The organism is Ruminiclostridium josui JCM 17888 (assembly GCF_000526495.1).
GTDB classification, from domain to species: Bacteria; Bacillota; Clostridia; order Acetivibrionales; family DSM-1351; genus Ruminiclostridium; species Ruminiclostridium josui.
Genome location: NZ_JAGE01000001.1, coordinates 2,699,224 through 2,720,990 on the forward strand (window position 1 = coordinate 2,699,224; position 21,767 = coordinate 2,720,990).

A 21,767-nucleotide genomic window follows, 5' to 3' on the forward strand; every position below is an offset into this window, starting at 1 on the left:
GGAGGTTAATATTGAAGCTTCTGAAAAATAAAGAAATCCAGCTTGTTATTGTGATAATCACAGCTTTACTTCTGGCTTTTGGTGCTGTTACTTATTATACTGTAAAAAACTTTGCAGATTCCGTAAATAAAGTACAAATACAGCAGAATACTGCTACTATAGGTGCCATTGTAAAACAATATCCTAAGTTGGAAAGTGATATTGTTAAGAACTATACAAAGGGTTTTAAGAAAGACTACGAGTATGGAAAATCAATTTTAAATAAATATTCTTATGATGAAAATCTCAAGGTAGAAAATAATTATATGCTTGCAGATACCCTTAGAAAAGCAAATGCCAGAATTGGAGTAACTTTTGTATTGTTTGGGGCAGCTTTGCTTTTATTATGCGTCTTTTGCTTTAATAGGATTTTCTCAAAAATAAGAAAGATTAGTGTCAGTGCCGAAGCCATTGTAGAAGGAAATTACGATTCAATAAAAGGGGATACTCAAGAAGGTGATATCGGATATCTGATATATCAGATAAATTGCATGAGTGAACGTTTAAGTGAAAATGTTCATGCTTTGGAAAATGAAAAGATTACATTAAAACGAATCATGGCCGACATATCCCATCAGCTTAAAACACCACTTGCTTCGCTTATAATGTTTAACGACATAATGAAAAATGACAGCACCCTTTCTGAAGAGGAACGGGCAGATTTTGTTCTAGAGAGCAAGAATCAACTGGATAGGATGGAATGGCTCATAAAAAACATACTCAAAATGGCAAAACTTGAAGCAGGAGTTGTTGAGTTTACTATGGAGGAAGCAGATATTTCCGAAACGCTTCAAAGAAGCCTTTCACCACTTAAAGCAATTGCTTCTGAAAAAAATGTGGATGTAAGGCTCAATGGTTCTTCAAATATTATAGTAAAGCATGATATAAACTGGACTACAGAAGCATTTTCAAACATTATTAAAAATTGTATAGAGCATAGTAATATGGGAGGAGATATTAATATATCCTGGGATGAAAATAATGTTTTTGTACAAATAATAATAGAGGACGAGGGTGAGGGAATTCCCAAGGATGAGATCCCAAAAATATTTGATAGATTTTATAAAGGCTCTTACAGTTGCAATCCAACAAATATCGGAATAGGACTATACATTACCAAGTCTATTGTAGAAGGTCAGAATGGGTCAATATACGTAAGTAGTACTTTGGGAAAAGGCACCAGGTTTACGGTAAGGCTTATGAAGAAACCACTTTAAATTTATAGTTTTATAAACCATAATAATGGTATATAATATAAATGCGAACAATTCCCATTTAACACTGGCGGAGGTAATTTAGTTGAAACAAGGTAAACTCTTAAGGACGCTGTTAATAGCGTTGGCGTTCTCATTTATATTAGTCGGCTGTTCCAACGGGACGGAAAATACTGCAGAAAAAGCAGAAACTACAATAGTTACTTCATTTTATCCCATGTATATTTTAACTCAAAACATTGTAAAGGATATACCAGGTATAAAGGTTTTAAACATGACGGAACCTCAGCAAGGCTGTCTACATGATTATCAGATGGTTCCTGCGGATTTAAAAACTCTTGAGAAAGCAGACATATTTGTAATTAACGGGGCAGGGATGGAAGCTTTTATGGACAAGGTAATCAAGCAGAGGCCCTCCCTTAAAATAGTTGAAGCCTCAAAAGATATGGAGCTACTAAAGGATGCCAACGGAGAAGATAATGCACATGTCTGGGTAGGTATTTCAGGTGCAATACAAGAAGTCAAAAATATTTCTGAAGGACTTGCAAAGGCAGATTTAAAGAATGCTGAAGCCTATAGGAAAAATGCTTCTGAATATGTAAAGCAGCTTGAGGCTCAGAAAGATAAAATGCACAAAGAACTTGATGAGTTTAAAAATAAGAACGTTATAACTTTCCATGAGGCTTTTCCTTATTTTGCCAAGGAATTTGGACTGAATATAGTGTCTGTGGTAGAGCGTGAGCCCGGAACAGAGCCTAGTGCCGGAGAACTGGCAGAGTTGATAGACAAGATAAAAAGTTCAAATGTAAAAATACTGTTTGCAGAACCTCAGTATTCTGCAAAAGCGGCGTATTCAATTGCAAAACAAACAGGTGCAAAAGTATATCTTCTTGACCCTGTTGTAACAGGTGAGAAAAATGCACCTGCAGACAGCTATATTAAGACAATGGATGAGAATCTGAAAGTTTTGGTTAAGGCTTTTAAGGAGAATCAGTAGGACATTAAGTATCCGTCCAACATAATTGAAATTATTTTGAATATTCTTATTGAAACGCGTATATAATACATAATATACGTGTTTTGTGTTTATTTTGCACAATAATTTACTATAAATAGCAAATGTACTATAATAAGAACGTATATATTGTTTATTGTGTGATGATATGCTAAAATACTGCTTAGTGGAGGATATTTATATGTTATTAAGATATAAAGTGAAAAATTTTTGTTCATTTAAAGATGAAGTAGTTTTTTCTATGAAACCTGGTAAAGTAATTAGTAGATTTGAAGATAATGTTGTATATATTAATCCAAGATTGAAAATTTTGAAAGCCGCAGTTATAGAGGGAGAAAATGCAGGCGGCAAAACCAATTTTATGAAAAGTCTAGAATTTCTGAAATATTTGTTTGAATCAGATTCAAACCCACGGATATATAATAAATTGGCATTTAAATATAATACTAACGAGACACAATTTTTCGAAATATCAGTTCTAGCTAGTAATAATATGATATATACCTATTCACTAACTCTTGATAGTTATTCTCCTGTTGAAGAAAGTTTATACATTAGAACTGCTAGTCAGGATGAAACTAATAACAAAAGGATATTTATATCTCAAAGAAGCGATTTTAAAAAACATGAAAAAGACAATGCTGAAAGGCTGAAAATTACTTATAATATTGATATAGATTATAAGTATATCGATAAAGAATTAAAAAGTATTATAGAAGCAAGAGTTGGCGTTACTCAAGCCGGAATAGGACTAGTCTTAAAATATTTATCATTGATAGGGGTAAGTATTGTTTTACCTTTGACAGAATGGATTAGCAATTCATTGATTTTGAATTTGCCCCAGGACCATTCCTTAAATTTTTACAAGCAGATTCTAAAGGAAGAGGAAGATTTATCTATAATTAAAGAAGAAGGATTCTTGGAAATTTTCAGGTTGGTAGATTCAGCTATAACAAAAATAGAAGTTAATGATGAAGAACCTTTTGAAAAAACAATCATAGTCCGTAAAACTGAAGAGAATAGTGAATTTCGAATTGAACTCCAAAATGAATCTTCTGGAACTAGAGAATTTTTTGCATGGTCTATTCAATTATGGAAAGTCTTAAACAAAAATATTGTTCTATTTGCCGATGAGATTGACAAAGTACTAAATTCTATATTGTCCGAGAAGATTATTAGTCTAATACAGGGTTCAGACCATAGAGGCCAGTTTATTTTTTCAACCCATAATGTTATGCATTTAAATACAAACATTTTTATGAAGGAACAGCTTAATTTTATTTCAAAGAAAAAAGAAACCCTTTCTTCTGAATTATACTCTTTGGCTGACTTTAAGGAGTACAGGTATGATAAAGCCGATGTTTATGATTTATACTTGAAGGGTATCCTTGGAGGTGTTCCTAATGACTAGAGAAGGAAAATTACGAATAAAATTATTTGTCGAAGGGTATACAGAGGAAAATTATTTTAAGAATCTTCGTAAGAGTAATAATGTTGAAATATCATATAGGGAAGTTAATATGAGGGGCGGGGGATATACAAGCTTTTTAAATGAAGTAAGAAAATCTCCTGATTCTGGATTTATAGCTGTTTTTATAGTTGTAGATCTTGACAAATTTATTCAAGAACCTGACCAGGATGAACCTTTTAAAAAGTTACTAAGGCATTGCAAAAACAAGAATAAGAGTGGTAAGATACCATATTTCTTAATTGTATCAAATAAAGATTTTGAATATTTTGCATGTTGTCATTGCTTAAATTATAAAAATACAGATACAACTGCCTATATAACCAAAAAATTTAAATATAAAAGCCTAGAAGAATTTAAAGAAGATGAAAAGGTGTACAACTTCTTAAACAGTAATTCCCGCTCGTATACTAATGCACTTAGAAAAATCAGATCTCAAAAACCATACATAAGTAATGAATATAAAAAGGAAGTTAAAGGACTTGATATAAATATAAAAATAAAAAGAACTGAAATTGAGAGTGAGGCTCTAAATTACTGTCATTCAAATATTTATGAGTTATTTGAAATTATTGGTGTAAACTAGTTCTGAAACTGTTTAAAGTGAGGCAAGTTTTGCATATGAGTTGTTGAACCGGTATTTATGATTAAAATACCGGTTCAACTTATGAGAAAATACCATTTAGTTTTGAATATTGACTTATGACTCCAACTTTATTGTTCCGCCATTCGCTTCAAACGCTGGTACTTATCTTTTGCATGTTCTTCTGCAAGAGTAAACAGTTCTTCCGCCTCTTCAGGGAACATCTTGGCAAGGGATGAATACCTAACCTGAGACATCATGAAATCCTTGAAGCTTTCCTTAGGTTCTTTGGAATCCAGTATAAATGGATTCTTTCCTTCTTTCTTTAAATCAGGGTTATACCTGAACAAATGCCAGTACCCCGCTGATACAGCAGCTGCTGAATTCGCTATGCTTCTTCCCATACCGTCTTTGATTCCGTGACTTATACAAGGAGAATATGCAATAATTATTGACGGTCCCTTGTATGCTTCTGCTTCAGCAATAGCCTTGAGCAACTGATTTCTGTCTGCACCTATACCCACCTGTGCTACATAGACATTACCGTAGGTCATCATTTGTGCGGCAAGATCCTTTTTAGCTTGTTTCTTACCGGAAGAAGCAAACTTTGCAATAGCGGCTGTAGGAGTTGATTTGGAGGCCTGACCGCCTGTATTTGAATAAATTTCAGTATCAAATACAAGGATGTTGATATCATCCCCAGTAGAGAGAACATGGTCAAGTCCGCCGTAGCCTATATCATAAGCCCAACCGTCTCCGCCTACTATCCATATTGAACGTTTAACAAGGTAATCCTTCTTCTCAAGGAGTTCCTTAACCAATTTCATTTGATTCTGGTCATTATTTGAATAGCTCTGTAAAGCATTAATTAAATCTTCACTGGCTTCTTTGGAAGTTGCACCGTCTTCAACGCTTTCTATCCATTTTGATAATAAAGTCTTCAAACCTTCTTCAACATCAAGCTCCAAAAGTTGATTAGCAACATCTCTGAGGCGTTCCCTAATTTGCTTTACGCCTAGATACATACCGTAACCAAATTCGGCATTATCTTCAAATAAGGAATTTGCCCAAGCAGGGCCCTTACCTTCATGGTTTACCGTATATGCGCTTGTAGGATATGAGGCAGCCCATATGGATGAACATCCAGTAGCATTTGCAATCATCATCCTGTCACCGTAAAGCTGTGTTATAAGTTTAATATATGGTGTTTCACCACAGCCTGCACATGCCCCGGAGAATTCCATTAAAGGCTTTCTGAACTGACTGTCCTTAATGGTCTTATTTCCAAAGTTACCACCTTTATAACTGATTTTTCTGGTTGCAAAGTCATAGTTAGGTATTTCACGTTCAGTCTGGGTACTAAGCTTTTTCATAACCAGAGCTTTTGGCTTAGCCGGACATACGTCAGCACAGTTGCCGCATCCTGTACAGTCCATAGGACTTATCTGTATTCTGAACTGGTAGCCTTCTGTACCCTTACCCACAGCATTTTTGGTAATAAATGATTCTGGTGCATCCTTTAACTCTTCTTCGGTAGCAAGAGTAGGCCTGATAACTGCATGAGGACATACCAGAGAGCATATATTACATTGAATACAACTTTCAGGTATCCATTCTGGAACGTTAACAGCAATACCTCTTTTTTCATAAGCTGAGGTTCCGTTTGGAAGAGTTCCGTCTTCAATACCTTTAAATGCACTGACAGGAAGATCTTCACCCTTCATTGCGTTCATAGGTCTCATTATTTCACTTATAAAGGCAGGCTCTTTAATATCTGTGTTTGAAGTATCTTGTGCGTCTTTCCAGCTGTCAGGAACATTTATTTTGACTAAGGCATTAATACCCTTGTCAATTGCTTCATGGTTAACCTTAACGATATTTTCGCCCTTCTTGCCATAGCTTTTCACAACGGCTTCTTTGAGATACTTGACAGCATCATCAAGAGGGATAATATTGGCAAGCTTAAAGAAAGCAGCCTGCATTATCATGTTTATCCTGTTTCCAAGTCCTATTGATTCAGCAATTTTTGTTGCATTAACTGTATAGAACTGTATATTGTTTCTGGAAATCTGTCGCTTTATTTCAGCAGGAAGATGCTCTTCCAACTCTTTTTCATCCCAAAGACAATTCAAAACAAATGTACCGCCTTTTTTAATACCCTTCAGCAAATCGTATTGGTTCACGTAGGATTGATTATGGCAGGCAATGTAATCAGCCTCATTTATAAGGTAAGCAGATTTTATACGTTCATCTCCGAACCTTAGATGGGACATGGTAACTCCGCCTGATTTCTTTGAGTCATAAGCAAAGTAGCCCTGAGCAAATTTCTCAGTATGGTCGCCGATAATCTTTATTGCTTGTTTATTTGCCCCTACTGTACCATCTGAGCCAAGTCCCCAGAATTTGCATCGTATTGTTGACTTTGGTTCTGCATTGATTTTTTCACTTATTGTCAGTGATGTATGAGTAACGTCATCATCTATACCAATGGTGAATTGGTTTTTAGGATTTTCTTGTTCCAGATTGTCATATACAGCCTTGATATCTGAAGGGGTAGTATCCTTTGAAGCAAGACCAAATCTTCCTCCTACAATAACAGGAGCATTTGGAACGTCGTAAAATGCGGTTTTAACATCAAGATATAAAGGTTCTCCAACAGAACCCGGTTCCTTTGTTCTATCCAGAACAGCAATTTTTTTAACTGATTTAGGGATTGCATTAAGCAGGTGCTTTACAGAAAATGGTCTGTAAAGGTGAACCTTCACCAGTCCGTACTTTTTACCCTGATTGTTCATGTAGTCGATTGTTTCTTCAATGACATCGGTAATTGAACCCATTGCAACAATTATATGTTCTGCATCAGGTGCTCCGTAATAATCAAAAAGGCCATGTTTGCGGCCTGTGAGAGCCCCTACTTTATTCATGTAATCCTCAACAATAGCAACAATATCGTTATAAAAAGGATTGGATGCTTCACGACCCTGAAAATAGACATCAGGATTTTGAGCCGTACCTCTTGTAACGGGATGATTAGGAGACAAGGCTCTGTTTCTGAATTCTTTAACTGCTTCATAATCAACCAGACTTGCCAAATCATCATATTCAAGAGCTTCTACTTTTTGTATTTCGTGAGATGTTCTGAATCCGTCAAAGAAATGAAGGAAAGGAAGTCTTCCTTTAATTGCAGCCAAATGAGCTACAGGTGCTAAGTCCATTATTTCCTGAACTGAGCCTGAAGCCAACATAACTACACCGGTTTGTCTTGCTGCCATTACATCCTGATGATCTCCGAAGATGGAGAGTGCATGGGTTGCAATAGCTCTTGCACTGACATGGAAAACAGCAGGAAGAAGTTCTCCTGCAACCTTGTACATATTCGGAATCATCAATAATAAGCCTTGGGAAGCCGTAAATGTAGTAGTAAGAGCACCTGCCTGAAGAGAACCATGAAGGGCACCTGCTGCTCCTGCTTCTGACTGCATTTCAACTACCCGTACTTTTTGCCCGAAAATATTTTTTTTGCCTTTGGAAGCCCATTCGTCAACTGATTCTGCCATGTTTGATGATGGTGTTATGGGATAGATTGCAGCGACATCAGTAAAGGCATAGGATACATATGCAGCTGCAGTATTACCGTCAACAGTCATTTTGATTTTTGACATTAATAAAAACACCCCCTGTAATTAAAGTTTACTTCCATTATCTACCCAATCTTTTGCTTCTGAAACACTTTCAATTTTAGGAATTACAACATTAGTGTCCTTTTGTTTTGTTGCTTCATTTGTCCAGGCAGCTGTTCCCTCATTGTCTGTGGGTCTGTAAGCTGTCCTTCGCCTGTTATCACGTCCGTCTAATTGTGCATCTTTTTTGTTCATGTTTACCTCCAAATATAATAATTATTTTTATGAAAAAAGAAATATTAACCCTATAAAAAATATAAGACATAAAAATTATTTGCTTTATTAAATTTTTTATTCGGAAAAGAAGGTATTTAAACAATAAAAAGGTCCGGCTAAGAAGTTACAACTTCTTAACCGGACGATATTTTTACCAGGTATTTTGGAACTAATCAAAATCATAAGTTAAGCCAATGAAAAAGAAGATGAAATAGTACTATGCGTAAAAAACGAATTAACAATTTCGTATTGATTTTTTACTATAACAACATTTTCAATAGCATCATATTTCTTACTTATACCATTATGTAGTAATGCACCCTTTTTTATGTAACTGGATTCTCCAATGTAAAATGAATGCTTAGATTTACCCCAATTATTAAAAGCCATAACTCCACCTCGTACTGTACCATTGTTTATTATAATATTTGCTGCGTCTAGATATGATATTCCGTACCAACTGCCTATCAACGTTCCGCCGTTCATTATTACAAAAGGCGCGGGAGTATTACTCCAATTGTATAATGCACTATAGCCTTTTATTGTTCCACCTTCAAGTTTAAGAACACCGGATCTATCAAAATAGATTCCCATACCTTTTGGATATAAATTTTCAATTACGCCAGTTTCCTTTTCACTGGAGTCTTTTATAGTTAATGCACCTTCCAAATATATTGTACCATCTAAATTCCTACTGGTGATTTTATAACCTGCTAAATCAAGGACTATATTAGTATTAGTACCAAGTTTCAGGGTAGATTCACCAAGGTCCACATCTGAGAGCAGAGTGATAGTAGTTTCTTCGGGACTATCTATGGAATTAAGTGCTTCTTCCAGTGTAGGAAACGCTAGATTGCCTATTTTTGCCTGATTGCAAGTTTCACATATGGTGATTTCGTCATCCGGCAAAATGGTGACAACCTTAAAATTTACACTAGGTCTTAACCGTAGTTTCTTAATTCTATCCAATTTGCCTCGCCTCTTTGTCTGAAATTTTGCTGTAAACACCATTAATACTCTTTAAGTAAAAACATTTAGATTTACTTAAAGAAAGCTTTTAAATAAGGTAACTATATGCATAATGATAATTATTGATTAGTTTTTCTTTACAACATCCCCTTCATACCCGTTTTTCTTATCAAGGCTAATCATACCAGTATTTTTGACAAAAGTGAAGTAATATGTGCAATTCGACGGCAAAAAGTGCAATACGATTGAAAAAAGCAGATATTTCATGTTATAATTTTACAGGAAGGATATACCATTTCTTAGGAAGGTTACGATGAAAATAGCTATTTGTGACGATTTAAGATTTGATCGTACATTGCTGTGCGAGTACATACTGCAGTATGCAAAAAATAATTTTATAAATATTGAAGTTGTTGAGTTTGACAGTGGTGAAGAAATGCTGTCGTCTTTTTTAGAGGAAAAATATAAAATTGTATTTCTTGACATATATATGAAGGGTATTGACGGAGTTGAAGTTGCTGAAAAAATACGAGAAACTGATGAGGACTGCAAAATTATTTTCACCACCTCCAGCGTGGACCACAAAGGTGAAGGATTTGAGGTTGCAGCGACACATTATCTGATTAAGCCTATTACCTACAAACGTGTTGAACAGGCATTAAACCGCTGTAAGAAGGTTTTAGCTTTTGATGCACAATACGTAGAGCTGCCCTTGGGGAAAGAGACTGTAAAAATCAATCTCAGAGACATTCTATATGTTGAAGCAGTCCGAAATGGTGTTGTGATAAATACTGAATATGAAGAATACAAAATACATATGCCCATGGCAAAGATTTGTAATATTATTACGGACAAGAGATTTTTAAGATCTCATCGCGGGTTTATTGTAAATATGCAGCATATAATTGCAGTCAAAGAAAATGAGTTTGTTTTGAAAAACAATTCTGCAGTTCCAATACGACAGTCAGGCAGAAAAGAGATAAAATGTGCCTACATGCATTATGTAATAGAAAGCCAAAAAGAAATTCAAAGTACTAATGCTCTTGTCTAATTTGTCATTAATAAATTATTAACTAACGGGAATATCTATCTCGGATGTTCAGTATCCATTCTGACAGGATTGTTGCCGTAATATGTAACTTAATGTTTATTGTTCTTGATTCTACAACTGTGATTACTATAAGGAAACATTCCCATAGAACTTTCATAACATGTAATATGGGATTTATGTTAATCATATAGGAGGTAGAATTGTGCATAATTACGGAAATTGGCCATATGTAAGTAGTAATATGATGGTTCCGGGACATTCAAATAGAAAAGTCGATTTTGGAATGACTAACCCCTTGATTATGCCGCCCAACATTAGCTCGGATTTACAGCCGGGATATACACCACATTCAAACCATGAAGATATGCAGCAAGAAACGGGTTCGGAGATGATGCAGCAGAGTATGGGACTGAATATCATGCAGCCTGGAATGGGTTCTGAGATAATGGAGCAGGGCATGGGTCAGAATATAATGCAACATGAAAAAGCGAATGCAGATATGTCAGAGGCACTTGATTTAATTAAAGAGGCAATAAAAGGTGAAACACAAGACAAATTATTCTATCAGTACCTTTTAGACAATGCCCCAGCGTTGTTGGACAAGGAAATCATAGAAGAGATAATGGACAATGAAATGAAACATGCAAAGCTATTCAGACAGCTCTATTTCGAACTTACCGGTGAGACAATAAAACCTGATGAAAATGTTACCTTTGAAAAACCAAAAACATATTGTGACGGGCTTAGAGGGGCACTTATGGGTGAAACTAATGCGGTAAAAAATTACCGCAGGATTTTAGCAGCAATGAAGAGCAGAAAACACATAAATATGCTGGTGGAAATAATTACAGATGAACTAAGGCATGGATCTCTTTACACCCTTCTAATTCATAATAATGATTGCAAATATTAATATCAGTGAAAAAATAGAACCGAGTAGCTTCTAGTCAGCTGCCCGGTTCTATTTTAGTCAAAAATAAAGAAATTTTAAAAAATTTGTATACATGAACAGACTTTTGGGTTAAATTTAAGTATATTGTATAAAGTAGTAAATAAAAAACAAACGTAAAGAGGTATGAATGGATATTATTGTATGGTTTTTTGATTTTGTAATTCATTTGGATGAAAATTTAACCCAATTAGCTAATGATTTCGGGGTTTGGACCTATGTAATTTTATTTGCTATAGTTTTTTGTGAGACGGGTCTTGTTGTAACTCCTTTTCTTCCAGGAGATTCAATGATTTTTGTGGTAGGGGCACTTTCAGCAAGCGGGGAACTTAATTTGAAGGTTATTGCAATAGTATTGATAGCTGCGGCTATTCTTGGAGATACCTGTAATTATCATTTAGGGAAATTGTTTGGACCTATGGTATTTAGAAAAGACAATGTTAGGTTTCTTAAAAAAGAGCATTTGGAAAAAACTCATAACTTTTATGAAAAGCATGGAGGCAAGACAATAATCCTTGCAAGATTTATACCCATAATTAGAACCTTTGCGCCTTTTGTGGCAGGGATGGGCTCCATGAGTTATATGAAATTTATAAGCTACAATATAATAGGTGGTATTTCATGGGTATTACTGTTCCTTACAGCAGGATACTTTTTCGGAAATGTTCCTGTTGTTCAGGATAACTTCACACTTGTAATATTAGCCATAATTGCAATATCTGTTCTGCCTGGTTTTGTGACATACTTAAAAAATAAAAAAACAGGCTCAACAGATTAATCAGTATTGTTGCTACAAATTAATATAATACTCAGAAATTTCAAATTATTAATATAAATTACTCCAATTGGGTACGATACTATATGTTTATACGTAAATTACAATGGTTTTAGTAGTCTATGTATAATAGCCATGACAAGGGGCTCTTGTACCTTGTACGTTATGTATCCAAAGGAGGTGATAGTAGTGAAAAAGATTAAAGTTCTTGTTGCTATTGCATTTTTAATTTCAATACTATCTTCTAATGTCTTTGCAGTTAAGTCCGACATAGGTTCAAAATCACAAGACGGTGCAGTTGATCAACATAAAGAAGAGATTAAGGACCGAGACAAATGTCATAAGTGTCGTAAGGATCCCATTAAATATCTTGAAGATAAGAAGCAAAGAATAGAAGAAGACTTGAAAGAAGGGCGTATTTCCAAGGAAGAGGCTGACGAAAAGATAAAGGAAATCGACCAGCGCTTACAGAAAATCAAGGAGTTCAACAGTTTGTCCCTTCCTGAAAAGAAAGAAAAAATTTATAGCAGATTCCAGAAACACATTGATAAAAAGGTTTCAGAAGGGAAATTAACAAAGGAAGAAGGCCAAAAGTTTCTGACAGAGTTCAAAGAGGAGCTCGATAAGTGGGATGGCAAAGATTTTCCTAAATTTAAGATGGACAAGATGAAAAATAAAAAACATGATTAGTTTGATATGACAAGAAAGGACGCATAATTATAAAAGTGCGTCCTTTTATCATGCCTTTGTTGTAATACGTAGTTTCAATGACTGTATTGAAAAGGTTTTGCCTTTATTAAATGCTGAAACAATTATTGTAACCAATATAATCACACAGCCAATAATAGGGAGAACTCCTGTAAATCTTTCACCAAGAAGCAGTATACCCAGAGCTGCAGTAACTACAGGCTCTAGAGCATATGTAATGGCTGCATTTTCAGGCCGTACAAACTTGATTGCAGAGCTTTGAAACAGAGAAGTAAAAATAGTAACAGCAGCATTAAGGCAAATAAGAAATAAGAATATCGGATTTACAACATTTGAAAATGTTACCTTACCTGTTTCAAATACCAGAGCTAGAATCAAAAAGCAAACTATGTTTGTACTATGCTGTATAAATGTAAACTGTACTGCGGTAAATACATTTGAAAACTTGTTTTGTAGTGCTATAAACAAGGAGAAGAAAATCGCATTACATAATGCAAAAATATCTCCTATATTTACACTAAAACCCTTTCCTGCAAAAGTAATAAAGTAAATGCCTACCATTGCTGTCATTGCCAGAAGGATTGTTTTCCGAGAGGGTGATTTTCTTTCTAGAACAGCCATTATTACGGGTGTTATTACAATTGACAGCTGTACTATAAATGCCGTATTTGAACCTGTGGTTTTCTTCAGAGCAAGCATGCAAAAGGTGTTGCTTACAACTGAAATCAGGCTTATAAGTACACATGTGACAACAATTTTTTTATTAAAGCCATGCAGTTTTTTTCTGAATATTATGGCTGTGGAACAAAACCCTAATACGGCACATATAAAGAGTATAGAGAACTGGGGGAGAAAGCCCAAAAGCATTTTGGACCATATATAAGATGAACCCCAAAGTATGGCATTTAAAATAAGAAATATTTGAGCGTTACTTTTTGTAATAATGTTCATAATATGTACCCACCAGAATTAATTAGTTTACATATTACATTATATTCTAATTTTTATCCAAGATTATTGCATAAACTGTTTAAAAATTTGCAAAAAATGCTTTTTGTCCATTTATTTTTTTTGATACATATAATAGAATAGTACTACTATGTAATATGAAAAGCTGTGAAAGGATTGTTAATATGGAAAAGGAACCAGGTATTAAAAGAGGCTATCTAGAGGATGATTTTAAATTTTTCCACTTGAAGGACAGAAAGAATATTCAGTTTGAACACCATTACCACGATTTTAATAAAATAATAATATTCTTACTTGGTGACGTTATATACAATATAGAAGGCAAAAACTATAAGCTCAAACCATGGGATGTTCTTTTTGTTCCGGGAAACCAAGTACATAAGCCAATAATAGCACCTGATCGTGACTATGAAAGAATAGTTATATGGATAAACAACAGATTTTTAGAGGAACATGGGAATTGCGATAACGATCTTTTGACTTGCTTTAATCTTGCCAGAGAAAAAAAGCATTTGGTAAGGCTGGGTGCTAATTCACTCAATAATATAAAGCCTATACTGGGGAATCTTGAAAGAGAGCTTAAAAACGCTACATTTGGTTCAGGTATCCTTGCAAATGCACTTTTTGTACAATTCATGGTCTACATAAACAGATTATATCTAAAACCAGATAAACAAGTAGAAGATATAGAGGTAGAGTTTGACGAACAGATTCAGCAAATAATTCACTATATTAATGGGAACCTGTCGGGAGATTTGAGCATAACGGCATTATCCGAAAAGTTCTACATTAACAAGTATTATCTTATGCATAAGTTTAAGGCAAACACAGGGTTCTCAATCCATAGTTATGTAAATAACAAGAGGCTTCAAAAAAGTGCGGCCCTTATAAAAGAGGGAAAGTCCCCCTCTGATGCAGCAGGGGAATGTGGTTTTAATGATTATTCCAACTTTGTACGCACTTTTTCAAAAATGTATGGTATGTCTCCAAGAAAATATTGCAAGTCTGCTCTAGAACACCCTGTTAACAGCTTTCAGGTTGAAGGATGACTGTAGACTAAACGTAAATCATTTTTTTAGTCATTCCGCCGTCTACAGTTATGTTTTCACCTGTTATAAAGCCGGATTTGTCGGATGCCAGAAACAGACATACCTCGGCTATGTCATCGGGAACACCTACTCTTCCGGCTGGATGCTGGGTATGATCTTCTATTGATAAAATGTCTTGACATGCAACAGAACTTTTTTTCCAGGACGAAACATCTATCCACCCTGGACTGATGGAATTAACTCGTATACCATATTTACCAAGAGAGATTGCCAGAGCGTGAGTTAATGAAATAATTCCTCCCTTGGAGGCAGAGTACGGCTCTGTATCTGGCTCGGACATAAATGCCCTTGTTGAGGCCATATTGATTATGCATCCGCTGTTTTGGTTTTTCATAAATCCGGCACAGAATTTTGAACAATAATATACGCCTGAAAGGTTTACGGCAATAGCCTTGTCCCATTCTTCTACAGTTGTTTCAAATATATTGCCAAAGCCGGTGATAGCCGCATTGTTTACCAATACGTCGATTCTGCCATATTTTTTATACGTATAATTAACCATAGCTTCTACAGAGGCTGGGTCTGTAACGTCAGTTTTTATAAAAATGGCTTCATGACCTTCATTTTTTATTTGTTTTTCGTTCTCCATTCCTGCTTCCTGGTCAATATCAGCAATTACAACTTGAGCCCCTTCTTGGGCGAATTTTCTTGATATGGCCCTTCCTATACCTTGGCCTGCTCCTGTTATAATTATGGCTTTATTTGTAAATTGTGACATATATTTCAAAACCTCCTTTATTTTTAGTACAATATCTAGAGTATATCAAAAACACGGATAAAATGCATAAACTGTGAAGCCTATGAATAAGTAGCAGTATAGCTTATTGAACAGGGGAGATAAAAATGAGGTATAAAAGTCAGACTTTATTAGCAATAGCAGCCATAATTATATTAGTTTTCCTATTCTCAAAAACATATGCATTTCAGGAAACAGAGGAGATTAAAATACTATTTACTCATGATATGCATGATCACTTGCTGGCAAACAAGGGAGAATATAACGGCAACACTGTTTGGACTGGTGGATATTCAAGATTGAAAACGGCAATTGACAAGGAAAAAGCAGACAGTAAAAATACAGTTCTGGTAGATGCCGGAGACTATTCTATGGGAGATTTATTTCAATCATTGTTTTCAACAGATGCACCGGAGTTAAGGATTATGGGGCAAATGGGATATGATGTAACTACATTTGGCAATCATGAATTTGAATTTAAAGATATGGGTCTTGCAAGACATTTATATGCTGCAAAGAACAGCGGTGACAAGCTTCCACAGATAGTCAGCTCAAATATAGTATTTCCGGATATGAAAAAAATGACTAAATCCTCTTATGAACTGCAGCAGTCAATGAAAGCATATGGAGTCAAAGAATACACCATAATCAACAAAGGAGGAATCAGAATTGGAGTATTCGGTCTTATGGGGAAGGATGCTGACAATTGTATAACAACTACAGAGGTTTCCTTTGATAACATTGTAGAAAGTTCAAAGAGGGTGGTAAAAAAGCTCAAACAGGAAGGGGTAGACCTTATAGTATGTTTGTCTCACTCTGGTACGGGGGAAAAGGCATCAAAATCAGAAGACGAAATACTTGCAAAGAAGGTTACGGACATTGATGTTATAGTAAGCGGACATACTCATACTCTTTTGAATAAGCCAATTATACATGGGAATACGATAATTGGTTCCTGCGGCGAATACGGAAATAATATGGGGGTTATTGAACTTATAAAAGATCCAGGCAAAAGATGGTATCTTAAGGATTATCATTTAGTGAAAATTGAGCAATCAATTGATGAGGATTTAAAAATTTCCAAAACCATAAGTAATTTCAAGGATATGGTTCAGAAGAAGTATCTTAATTATTTTGGTTTGGGGTTTGATGAGGTTTTATGTCGGTCCCCCTTTAGCTTTATTGCTACTGATCAAATAGGCAAAAAATTGCAGGAGGACACTTTGGGCAACCTAATCTCTGACGGATATATATATTCGGTTAAACAGGCGGAAGGCAAAAATTATGAACCTGTATCAGTTGCTATTGTACCTGTAGGAACAATGAGGGGTTCATTTGTGGAAGGTGATATAACTGTACAGGATGCATTTATTTCAAGCTGCCTTGGAATCGGGCCCGATAATATATCCGGATATCCTCTTATATCAGCATATCTTACAGGAAAAGAACTGAAAAATTTGTGCGAACTGGACGTTTCTATATCTCCTATGCTGAATTATGCCCAACTGTACATGTCAGGAATCAGCTATACCTATAACCCAATTAGAATGATACTAAACAGGGTTACTGAGGTGCACCTGCAGAAGCCTGACGGGACAAAGGAAAAAATAGATGACAAAAAGCTCTATAGGGTAGTAAGCGGATTGTATAATGCACAAATGCTCTCTACTGTAGGAGCTAAGTCTTTAGGTCTTTTGTCGGTTACACCAAAAACCAAGGAGGGAAAACCTATTAAGGATTTTGATTCTCATATAATTTACTCAAAGTCAGGTGGGCATACCACTGAACTAAAGGAATGGCTTGCCACTGCCAAATATCTTCAATCTTTTCCGAAAGTTGAGGGTGTACCCCAAATCCCATACTATTACAATGGCTTACAGGGAAGAAAAATTATTGATAATAGAAAGAGTCTCTCAGCTATTTTGGGTAACCCCAATAGTATAGCAGTAACGATATACTTGGTTGTATTAGCTGTAGTTGTAGTTATAACAGCTACAATTGTAATTATAGTAAGGCTAGTTAGGAAGAAGCAAAGAAATAATGTGACTGTGTAGGAGACGATAGAAAGATAAATATTTCGACGAAAGACACCAGTTGAAGTTCATGCAGAAGGTGCGGCGTAGAAGTCGCACTTTCGGTGTCCGCTATGTTGACTTAGAAGTGTATTACTACAATGTAGATATTGTAGACATAAAATAGGCAAGGTGATATAATACATAATTAGTTCCATTCAAACGTTTTCTCAAATTCAGATTAGAAAATCACTTCCCTTGAAACAATCAGTAAGAACAGAGAAGAGTTCATATCATATATTGTTCGCATAAATGGCGATGTAGCTGATATTATAGAAGAGAGAAAAGTTAAAGAGTGGTATAAGAAGTGAGAACGAGAAGATGTTTCGCAGATTCACTTTACTATAGAAGGGAGCAATTTATAATGCAAAAAAATAAATTCACTGTAAGCTTGCCAAAAACTTTCTTTTGGTATATGTTATGCGGGACAGCAATATGTGTGCTTTTACCTGTGCCATTTACAATTTTTCAAGGTGTACAACATGCTGCACTATATATTTTTTGTGGTGCGATTTCAATACCTTTTATCTGCTATATGATAAAGTCAAAACTATTTAAAATTTCTGTGGATGGGCAAAAAATCACATTAAAAAAAGGATTTGGCTCATATAGTTTTGACGTATCTGAAATAGAGCAAGTGGATTGGAAAATCACTATAACGAGATTAGGACAAAATGAAAAAATTGCAGTAAGAACTGCATCTAAACGCTTTTCCATTGAAACCCTTATGGTAGGTTTTGAAAGGATGTCAGAGTACATATCAACCAATGTTGATATTAGTAAAATAAAAACATATAAGAAAGTTATGAATTAATAAATAGACTCGATAAATATAGAAAGAGGGGTTACGTGGATTTGCATTTACCCTTTTTAAGCATATTTGATATGATTTATACTAATGGCAGTTACCTCAATAGAGTAGCTGCTTTTTTTATGCTTTGTAATAAATAGACATTAAACGATAGTATTCCGGGTATATTGATTAAAAGCGAAAATGTACATTCATTATGTTCATAAATGTTGAAGAATATTTATTACTAAAATATATCTTGACACGTTATATCACGTTATGATATATTATACACATGATATATCACAATGTGATATATGTGAAGGAGAAGAGGGTATGAATGAAAAACTATTAAAATCATATTTACCCATGAGCGAAACCGGTTTTTATATTCTGCTTTCACTCAATGAGCCCAGACACGGATATGGAATTATACTTCATGTTAAGGAGATAACCGATGGTAGGATAATTCTTGGAGCAGGAACCATTTATGGAACCCTTACAAAATTTGAAAAGGATAGCCTAATTGAGCCAGCAGGAGAAGAGGACAGGCGCAAATTATACAGGATAACTGAGAAGGGTAAATGGTTGCTTGAACAGGAAATGGGTCGTATAGACGAAATGTATGTAAACGGGCACAAAGTTCTGGGGGGATTTAATCATGATCAAGATATTTAAATTTTGGTGGGCATGGGAGCATGAAATGATTGAAAACTGGTTAGAAGAAATGGAGTTAAATGGTCACAGACTGGTTGAAACAAAAATCAAAGGATTATTATTTTACTTTGAAAGGTGTAACCCTGTTAAAGCAAGATACTGTATTGACTACCAATCCAAGCTTACCCCGGATTATGTGACACTGCTTAAAGATGATGGATGGGATCTGTATCAGATAGGAATGGGCTGGTACATATTGAGGAAACAGTATGAAGATGAGAGACCAGAACTCTACACTGATTTCGAAAGCCTAATTGCCAGAAATAAGGCATTACTTGCAATATTATTGGTTGCTACAATAATGGAGTGTGTTTCATTCGGAAATATGATATGGGACACATATAATGACAGCAACAAAGCTATGCTGCCTGTTCTTTGCATAATGGGTTCTGCTATTCTAGCGTTCTTTTCATTTGTAATTACTAATGTAGTGATGCAAATAACTAAATTCAGAAAGAAACATTAAAAATTTAAATAAAAGAGGTGGATAATTTGAGTTTAAAAGTTCAAAATGTATCAAAAAAGTTTGGTGAAAAGCTTGCTGTCAACGATATTTCCTTTGAAGTAAAGGAACCGGGTGTGTTTGGACTGCTTGGTACAAATGGAGCAGGTAAAACCACGACAATAAGGATGATATTGAATATTGTAAAAAAAGATTCGGGAAGCATAATGTGGAATAATAAACCCGTAGAAAGCCAGATTACGAATTTTGGCTATCTTCCTGAAGAAAGAGGGTTGTACCCTAAAGTAAAAGTTATGGAGCAGCTAATGTATTTTGCAAGCTTGAGAAGAATAAGTGCTGCTAAGGCAAAAAAAGACATAAGCTATTGGTTGGAGAGAATGGAAGCAAGCCAATATGCAAATATGGCTGCAGAAAAGCTTTCCAAAGGGAATCAGCAAAAAATACAGTTTATTGCATCTATATTGCATGACCCTGACCTTATATTCATGGACGAGCCCTTCAGCGGATTGGACCCTGTAAACACTGAGTTGTTCAAGGGAGTAATACATGAACTTATAAAGAAAGAAAAGTACATAATAATGTCAAGTCACCAAATGTCCACAGTTGAGGAATTTTGCAGGGATATAGTAATTCTTAAAAATGGTAACACCGTTCTTGACGGAAATCTTAAAAAAATCAAGCACAGCTACGGAAGAAATAATCTGTTAATAAATTCTGAGGGAGATATTATTGAACTTGCTGCACAAGAGGGTATTACGAAGGTGAACCGAACTGCAGCAGGCTATGAATTCAAAATTTCAAATGAAGAGCAAGCATACAAGCTACTTGAAAAAATCCTTAGCAAAAGGCTTTTGCTTGACAAATTTGAGATAAGAGAACCGTCACTTCATGAAATATTTATAGAAAAGGCTGGTGAAGCAAAATGAAAGAATTTTTAGAAGTTTTCAAGTATACTTTTAAAGAAAATGCACGAAAGAAATCATTTATTATATCAACTGTATTGATTCTTGTAATAGTTGTAGCAGCTATGGTAATACCGGCAGCAATTACCAACAGTAAAACAGCAGGCGATGATAATCAGAAAGAGCAGACACAGACAGATTCTAAAAACATCAAAACAGTATATTTGGTTGACAAAATAGGAGTTTTTGAACAGGGAATAAATGAATTGCAGCAGCAAATGCTGGGATTTAAGCTTGAAAAGGTAACTGCTGACAAAGAGGAAGACCTGAAAGCTGATATAAAGGATAAGGGTGAGAGCTATATGATAGTTGCTAGCCTGAAGGATAATATTCCAAATGTAGAGTATTTTACAAAACAGTATGGAGACGGCCCGGACCCAGATATAATAAGCAAGGTATTCAAGAATGTTTACGTGACAACCTTACTAAAAGGGGAAAATGTTTCTGAAGATGTTATTACGAAGACATTAACAGATTTAAATGTTAATGTAAAAGAATTGGGCAACAGTAAAATCGGAGGATATATTTCCAGCATATTTATAGTTATAATATTATTCTTTGCCATATATTTTTACGGCTATGGAGTATCAATGTCTGTCGCATCAGAAAAGACCTCAAGAGTTATGGAGCTGCTCATAACTTCCGTGAAACCTTCAAGAATAATACTAGGAAAAACTGCCGGCATGGGAGCATTGGGACTTATACAGCTTGCATTGATTATGGGGGTTGGTGTATTGACATATAGTACAGTTTTTCCATCTGACTTTACTATTGGCGGTATGAAACTGGATTTATCAGGCTTTACACCTTTTTCACTCGTAATGGTAATAATTTACTTCATACTCGGATACACACTGTATGCACTTATGTATGCTGTTGTTGGTGCAACGGTAAGCAAGGCAGAAGATGTAAACTCTGCAATGATGCCTATGTCCTTTATAGCACTTATAGCATTTTACTTCTCCTATGGAACATTTGCAGTTCCAAACAGCACTGCTGCAAAAGTAGCTTCAATAATACCATTTACATCACCGTTTTCAATACCATCAAGACTGGTTACAACAGATGTTCCATTTTGGCAACTAGGACTATCACTGGGAATATTACTCATAACTATAGTTCTTGTGGGAATGATTTCAATAAAGCTCTACTCCTTTGCGGTTCTTCATTATGGAGATAGATTAAAAATAGGAAAATTGCTGCAGTTTTCAAAAGAAAATAAAGGGGTTAGTAAATAAAAATATTTAATCACTAAATCATAATACATGGAATAAATTGGATA

At 35.1% G+C, this 21,767-nt stretch carries 20 protein-coding genes; 15 read left to right on the forward strand and 5 right to left on the reverse strand.

The genetic code is table 11. The features are described 5' to 3' along the window. Window positions 1–11 precede the first annotated feature (11 nt). The 4 genes from K412_RS0112410 (at window position 12) to K412_RS0112425 (ending at window position 4,322) form a co-directional block, all read left to right on the forward strand. Window positions 12–1,256, forward strand: a complete 1,245-nt coding sequence (locus K412_RS0112410; RefSeq protein ID WP_034847492.1) for a sensor histidine kinase — start codon at window positions 12–14, stop codon at window positions 1,254–1,256. A gap of 82 nt (window positions 1,257–1,338) precedes the next feature. Further along, window positions 1,339–2,250, forward strand: a complete 912-nt coding sequence (locus K412_RS0112415; RefSeq protein ID WP_024833411.1) for a metal ABC transporter substrate-binding protein — start codon at window positions 1,339–1,341, stop codon at window positions 2,248–2,250. Between the two features lie 199 nt (window positions 2,251–2,449). Beyond that, on the forward strand, window positions 2,450–3,679 hold the full coding sequence (locus K412_RS0112420; protein WP_024833412.1) for an AAA family ATPase: 1,230 nt from the start codon (window positions 2,450–2,452) through the stop codon (window positions 3,677–3,679). Then, the gene (locus tag K412_RS0112425; RefSeq protein ID WP_024833413.1) at window positions 3,672–4,322 is read left to right on the forward strand and encodes an RloB domain-containing protein; all 651 of its coding nucleotides are present in this window, start codon (window positions 3,672–3,674) and stop codon (window positions 4,320–4,322) included. Before K412_RS0112420 ends, K412_RS0112425 begins: the two co-directional genes overlap by 8 nt. Window positions 4,323–4,450: 128 nt before the next feature. Here the strand turns inward: K412_RS0112425 and nifJ are convergent, their stop codons facing one another. The 3 genes from nifJ to K412_RS0112440 all read right to left on the reverse strand — a co-directional run bounded on the left by nifJ (window position 4,451) and on the right by K412_RS0112440 (window position 9,184). Continuing rightward, on the reverse strand, window positions 4,451–7,981 hold the full coding sequence (nifJ, locus tag K412_RS0112430; protein ID WP_024833414.1) for a pyruvate:ferredoxin (flavodoxin) oxidoreductase: 3,531 nt from the start codon (window positions 7,979–7,981) through the stop codon (window positions 4,451–4,453). A gap of 21 nt (window positions 7,982–8,002) precedes the next feature. Beyond that, window positions 8,003–8,194 (reverse strand): CDIF630_02480 family spore surface protein, encoded by a 192-nt coding sequence (locus tag K412_RS0112435; protein ID WP_024833415.1) that lies wholly within the window; start codon window positions 8,192–8,194, stop codon window positions 8,003–8,005. A gap of 207 nt (window positions 8,195–8,401) precedes the next feature. Then, entirely contained in the window at window positions 8,402–9,184 is a 783-nt protein-coding gene (locus K412_RS0112440) for a hypothetical protein (RefSeq protein ID WP_024833416.1), read from the reverse strand. 313 nt (window positions 9,185–9,497) lie between these two features. On the opposite strand from K412_RS0112440, the gene K412_RS0112445 reads away from it, so the two are divergent. The 4 genes from K412_RS0112445 (at window position 9,498) to K412_RS0112460 (ending at window position 12,649) form a co-directional block, all read left to right on the forward strand. Continuing rightward, the gene (locus K412_RS0112445) at window positions 9,498–10,235 is read left to right on the forward strand and encodes a LytR/AlgR family response regulator transcription factor (protein WP_024833417.1); all 738 of its coding nucleotides are present in this window, start codon (window positions 9,498–9,500) and stop codon (window positions 10,233–10,235) included. 202 nt (window positions 10,236–10,437) lie between these two features. Continuing rightward, on the forward strand, window positions 10,438–11,148 hold the full coding sequence (locus K412_RS0112450; protein WP_024833418.1) for a ferritin family protein: 711 nt from the start codon (window positions 10,438–10,440) through the stop codon (window positions 11,146–11,148). A 166-nt stretch (window positions 11,149–11,314) separates the two neighbouring features. Beyond that, complete coding sequence (locus tag K412_RS0112455) at window positions 11,315–11,962, forward strand: DedA family protein (protein ID WP_024833419.1); 648 nt, start codon at window positions 11,315–11,317, stop codon at window positions 11,960–11,962. A 186-nt stretch (window positions 11,963–12,148) separates the two neighbouring features. Next, window positions 12,149–12,649, forward strand: a complete 501-nt coding sequence (locus K412_RS0112460) for a hypothetical protein (RefSeq protein WP_024833420.1) — start codon at window positions 12,149–12,151, stop codon at window positions 12,647–12,649. Window positions 12,650–12,697: 48 nt separating this feature from the next. Here K412_RS0112460 and K412_RS0112465 read toward each other — a convergent pair whose 3' ends face one another. After that, the gene (locus tag K412_RS0112465) at window positions 12,698–13,618 is read right to left on the reverse strand and encodes a DMT family transporter (RefSeq protein ID WP_024833421.1); all 921 of its coding nucleotides are present in this window, start codon (window positions 13,616–13,618) and stop codon (window positions 12,698–12,700) included. Window positions 13,619–13,800: 182 nt separating this feature from the next. On the opposite strand from K412_RS0112465, the gene K412_RS0112470 reads away from it, so the two are divergent. Then, window positions 13,801–14,685: an AraC family transcriptional regulator gene (locus tag K412_RS0112470; protein WP_024833422.1), complete on the forward strand. Its 885-nt coding sequence runs from the start codon at window positions 13,801–13,803 to the stop codon at window positions 14,683–14,685. 7 nt (window positions 14,686–14,692) lie between these two features. Here K412_RS0112470 and K412_RS0112475 read toward each other — a convergent pair whose 3' ends face one another. Then, entirely contained in the window at window positions 14,693–15,463 is a 771-nt protein-coding gene (locus tag K412_RS0112475; RefSeq protein ID WP_024833423.1) for an SDR family oxidoreductase, read from the reverse strand. Window positions 15,464–15,588: 125 nt separating this feature from the next. On the opposite strand from K412_RS0112475, the gene K412_RS0112480 reads away from it, so the two are divergent. The 6 genes from K412_RS0112480 (at window position 15,589) to K412_RS0112505 (ending at window position 21,723) form a co-directional block, all read left to right on the forward strand. Next, window positions 15,589–17,535, forward strand: coding sequence for a bifunctional metallophosphatase/5'-nucleotidase (locus tag K412_RS0112480; protein ID WP_024833424.1), 1,947 nt, complete (start codon window positions 15,589–15,591; stop codon window positions 17,533–17,535). Between the two features lie 382 nt (window positions 17,536–17,917). Next, window positions 17,918–18,367, forward strand: a complete 450-nt coding sequence (locus K412_RS0112485) for a hypothetical protein (RefSeq protein ID WP_024833425.1) — start codon at window positions 17,918–17,920, stop codon at window positions 18,365–18,367. Between the two features lie 312 nt (window positions 18,368–18,679). Next, window positions 18,680–19,021, forward strand: coding sequence for a PadR family transcriptional regulator (locus K412_RS0112490; RefSeq protein WP_024833426.1), 342 nt, complete (start codon window positions 18,680–18,682; stop codon window positions 19,019–19,021). Next, window positions 19,005–19,526 (forward strand): DUF2812 domain-containing protein, encoded by a 522-nt coding sequence (locus K412_RS0112495; RefSeq protein ID WP_024833427.1) that lies wholly within the window; start codon window positions 19,005–19,007, stop codon window positions 19,524–19,526. The genes K412_RS0112490 and K412_RS0112495 overlap by 17 nt, the downstream gene beginning before the upstream one ends. Before the next feature lie 26 nt (window positions 19,527–19,552). Continuing rightward, window positions 19,553–20,449, forward strand: a complete 897-nt coding sequence (locus K412_RS0112500; RefSeq protein WP_024833428.1) for an ABC transporter ATP-binding protein — start codon at window positions 19,553–19,555, stop codon at window positions 20,447–20,449. Further along, window positions 20,446–21,723: an ABC transporter permease gene (locus tag K412_RS0112505; protein WP_024833429.1), complete on the forward strand. Its 1,278-nt coding sequence runs from the start codon at window positions 20,446–20,448 to the stop codon at window positions 21,721–21,723. Before K412_RS0112500 ends, K412_RS0112505 begins: the two co-directional genes overlap by 4 nt. Window positions 21,724–21,767: the final 44 nt, after the last annotated feature.

Coding starts and splice junctions, on each gene's coding strand:
- K412_RS0112480 (WP_024833424.1), top strand. CDS start 15,589: ATGAGGTATAAAAGTCAGACTTTATTAGCAATAGCAGCCATAATTATA.
- K412_RS0112425 (WP_024833413.1), top strand. CDS start 3,672: ATGACTAGAGAAGGAAAATTACGAATAAAATTATTTGTCGAAGGGTAT.
- K412_RS0112495 (WP_024833427.1), top strand. CDS start 19,005: ATGATCAAGATATTTAAATTTTGGTGGGCATGGGAGCATGAAATGATT.
- K412_RS0112475 (WP_024833423.1), bottom strand. CDS start 15,463: ATGTCACAATTTACAAATAAAGCCATAATTATAACAGGAGCAGGCCAA.
- K412_RS0112485 (WP_024833425.1), top strand. CDS start 17,918: ATGCAAAAAAATAAATTCACTGTAAGCTTGCCAAAAACTTTCTTTTGG.
- K412_RS0112435 (WP_024833415.1), bottom strand. CDS start 8,194: ATGAACAAAAAAGATGCACAATTAGACGGACGTGATAACAGGCGAAGG.
- K412_RS0112505 (WP_024833429.1), top strand. CDS start 20,446: ATGAAAGAATTTTTAGAAGTTTTCAAGTATACTTTTAAAGAAAATGCA.
- K412_RS0112455 (WP_024833419.1), top strand. CDS start 11,315: ATGGATATTATTGTATGGTTTTTTGATTTTGTAATTCATTTGGATGAA.
- K412_RS0112420 (WP_024833412.1), top strand. CDS start 2,450: ATGTTATTAAGATATAAAGTGAAAAATTTTTGTTCATTTAAAGATGAA.
- K412_RS0112465 (WP_024833421.1), bottom strand. CDS start 13,618: ATGAACATTATTACAAAAAGTAACGCTCAAATATTTCTTATTTTAAAT.
- K412_RS0112490 (WP_024833426.1), top strand. CDS start 18,680: ATGAATGAAAAACTATTAAAATCATATTTACCCATGAGCGAAACCGGT.
- K412_RS0112470 (WP_024833422.1), top strand. CDS start 13,801: ATGGAAAAGGAACCAGGTATTAAAAGAGGCTATCTAGAGGATGATTTT.
- nifJ (WP_024833414.1), bottom strand. CDS start 7,981: ATGTCAAAAATCAAAATGACTGTTGACGGTAATACTGCAGCTGCATAT.
- K412_RS0112445 (WP_024833417.1), top strand. CDS start 9,498: ATGAAAATAGCTATTTGTGACGATTTAAGATTTGATCGTACATTGCTG.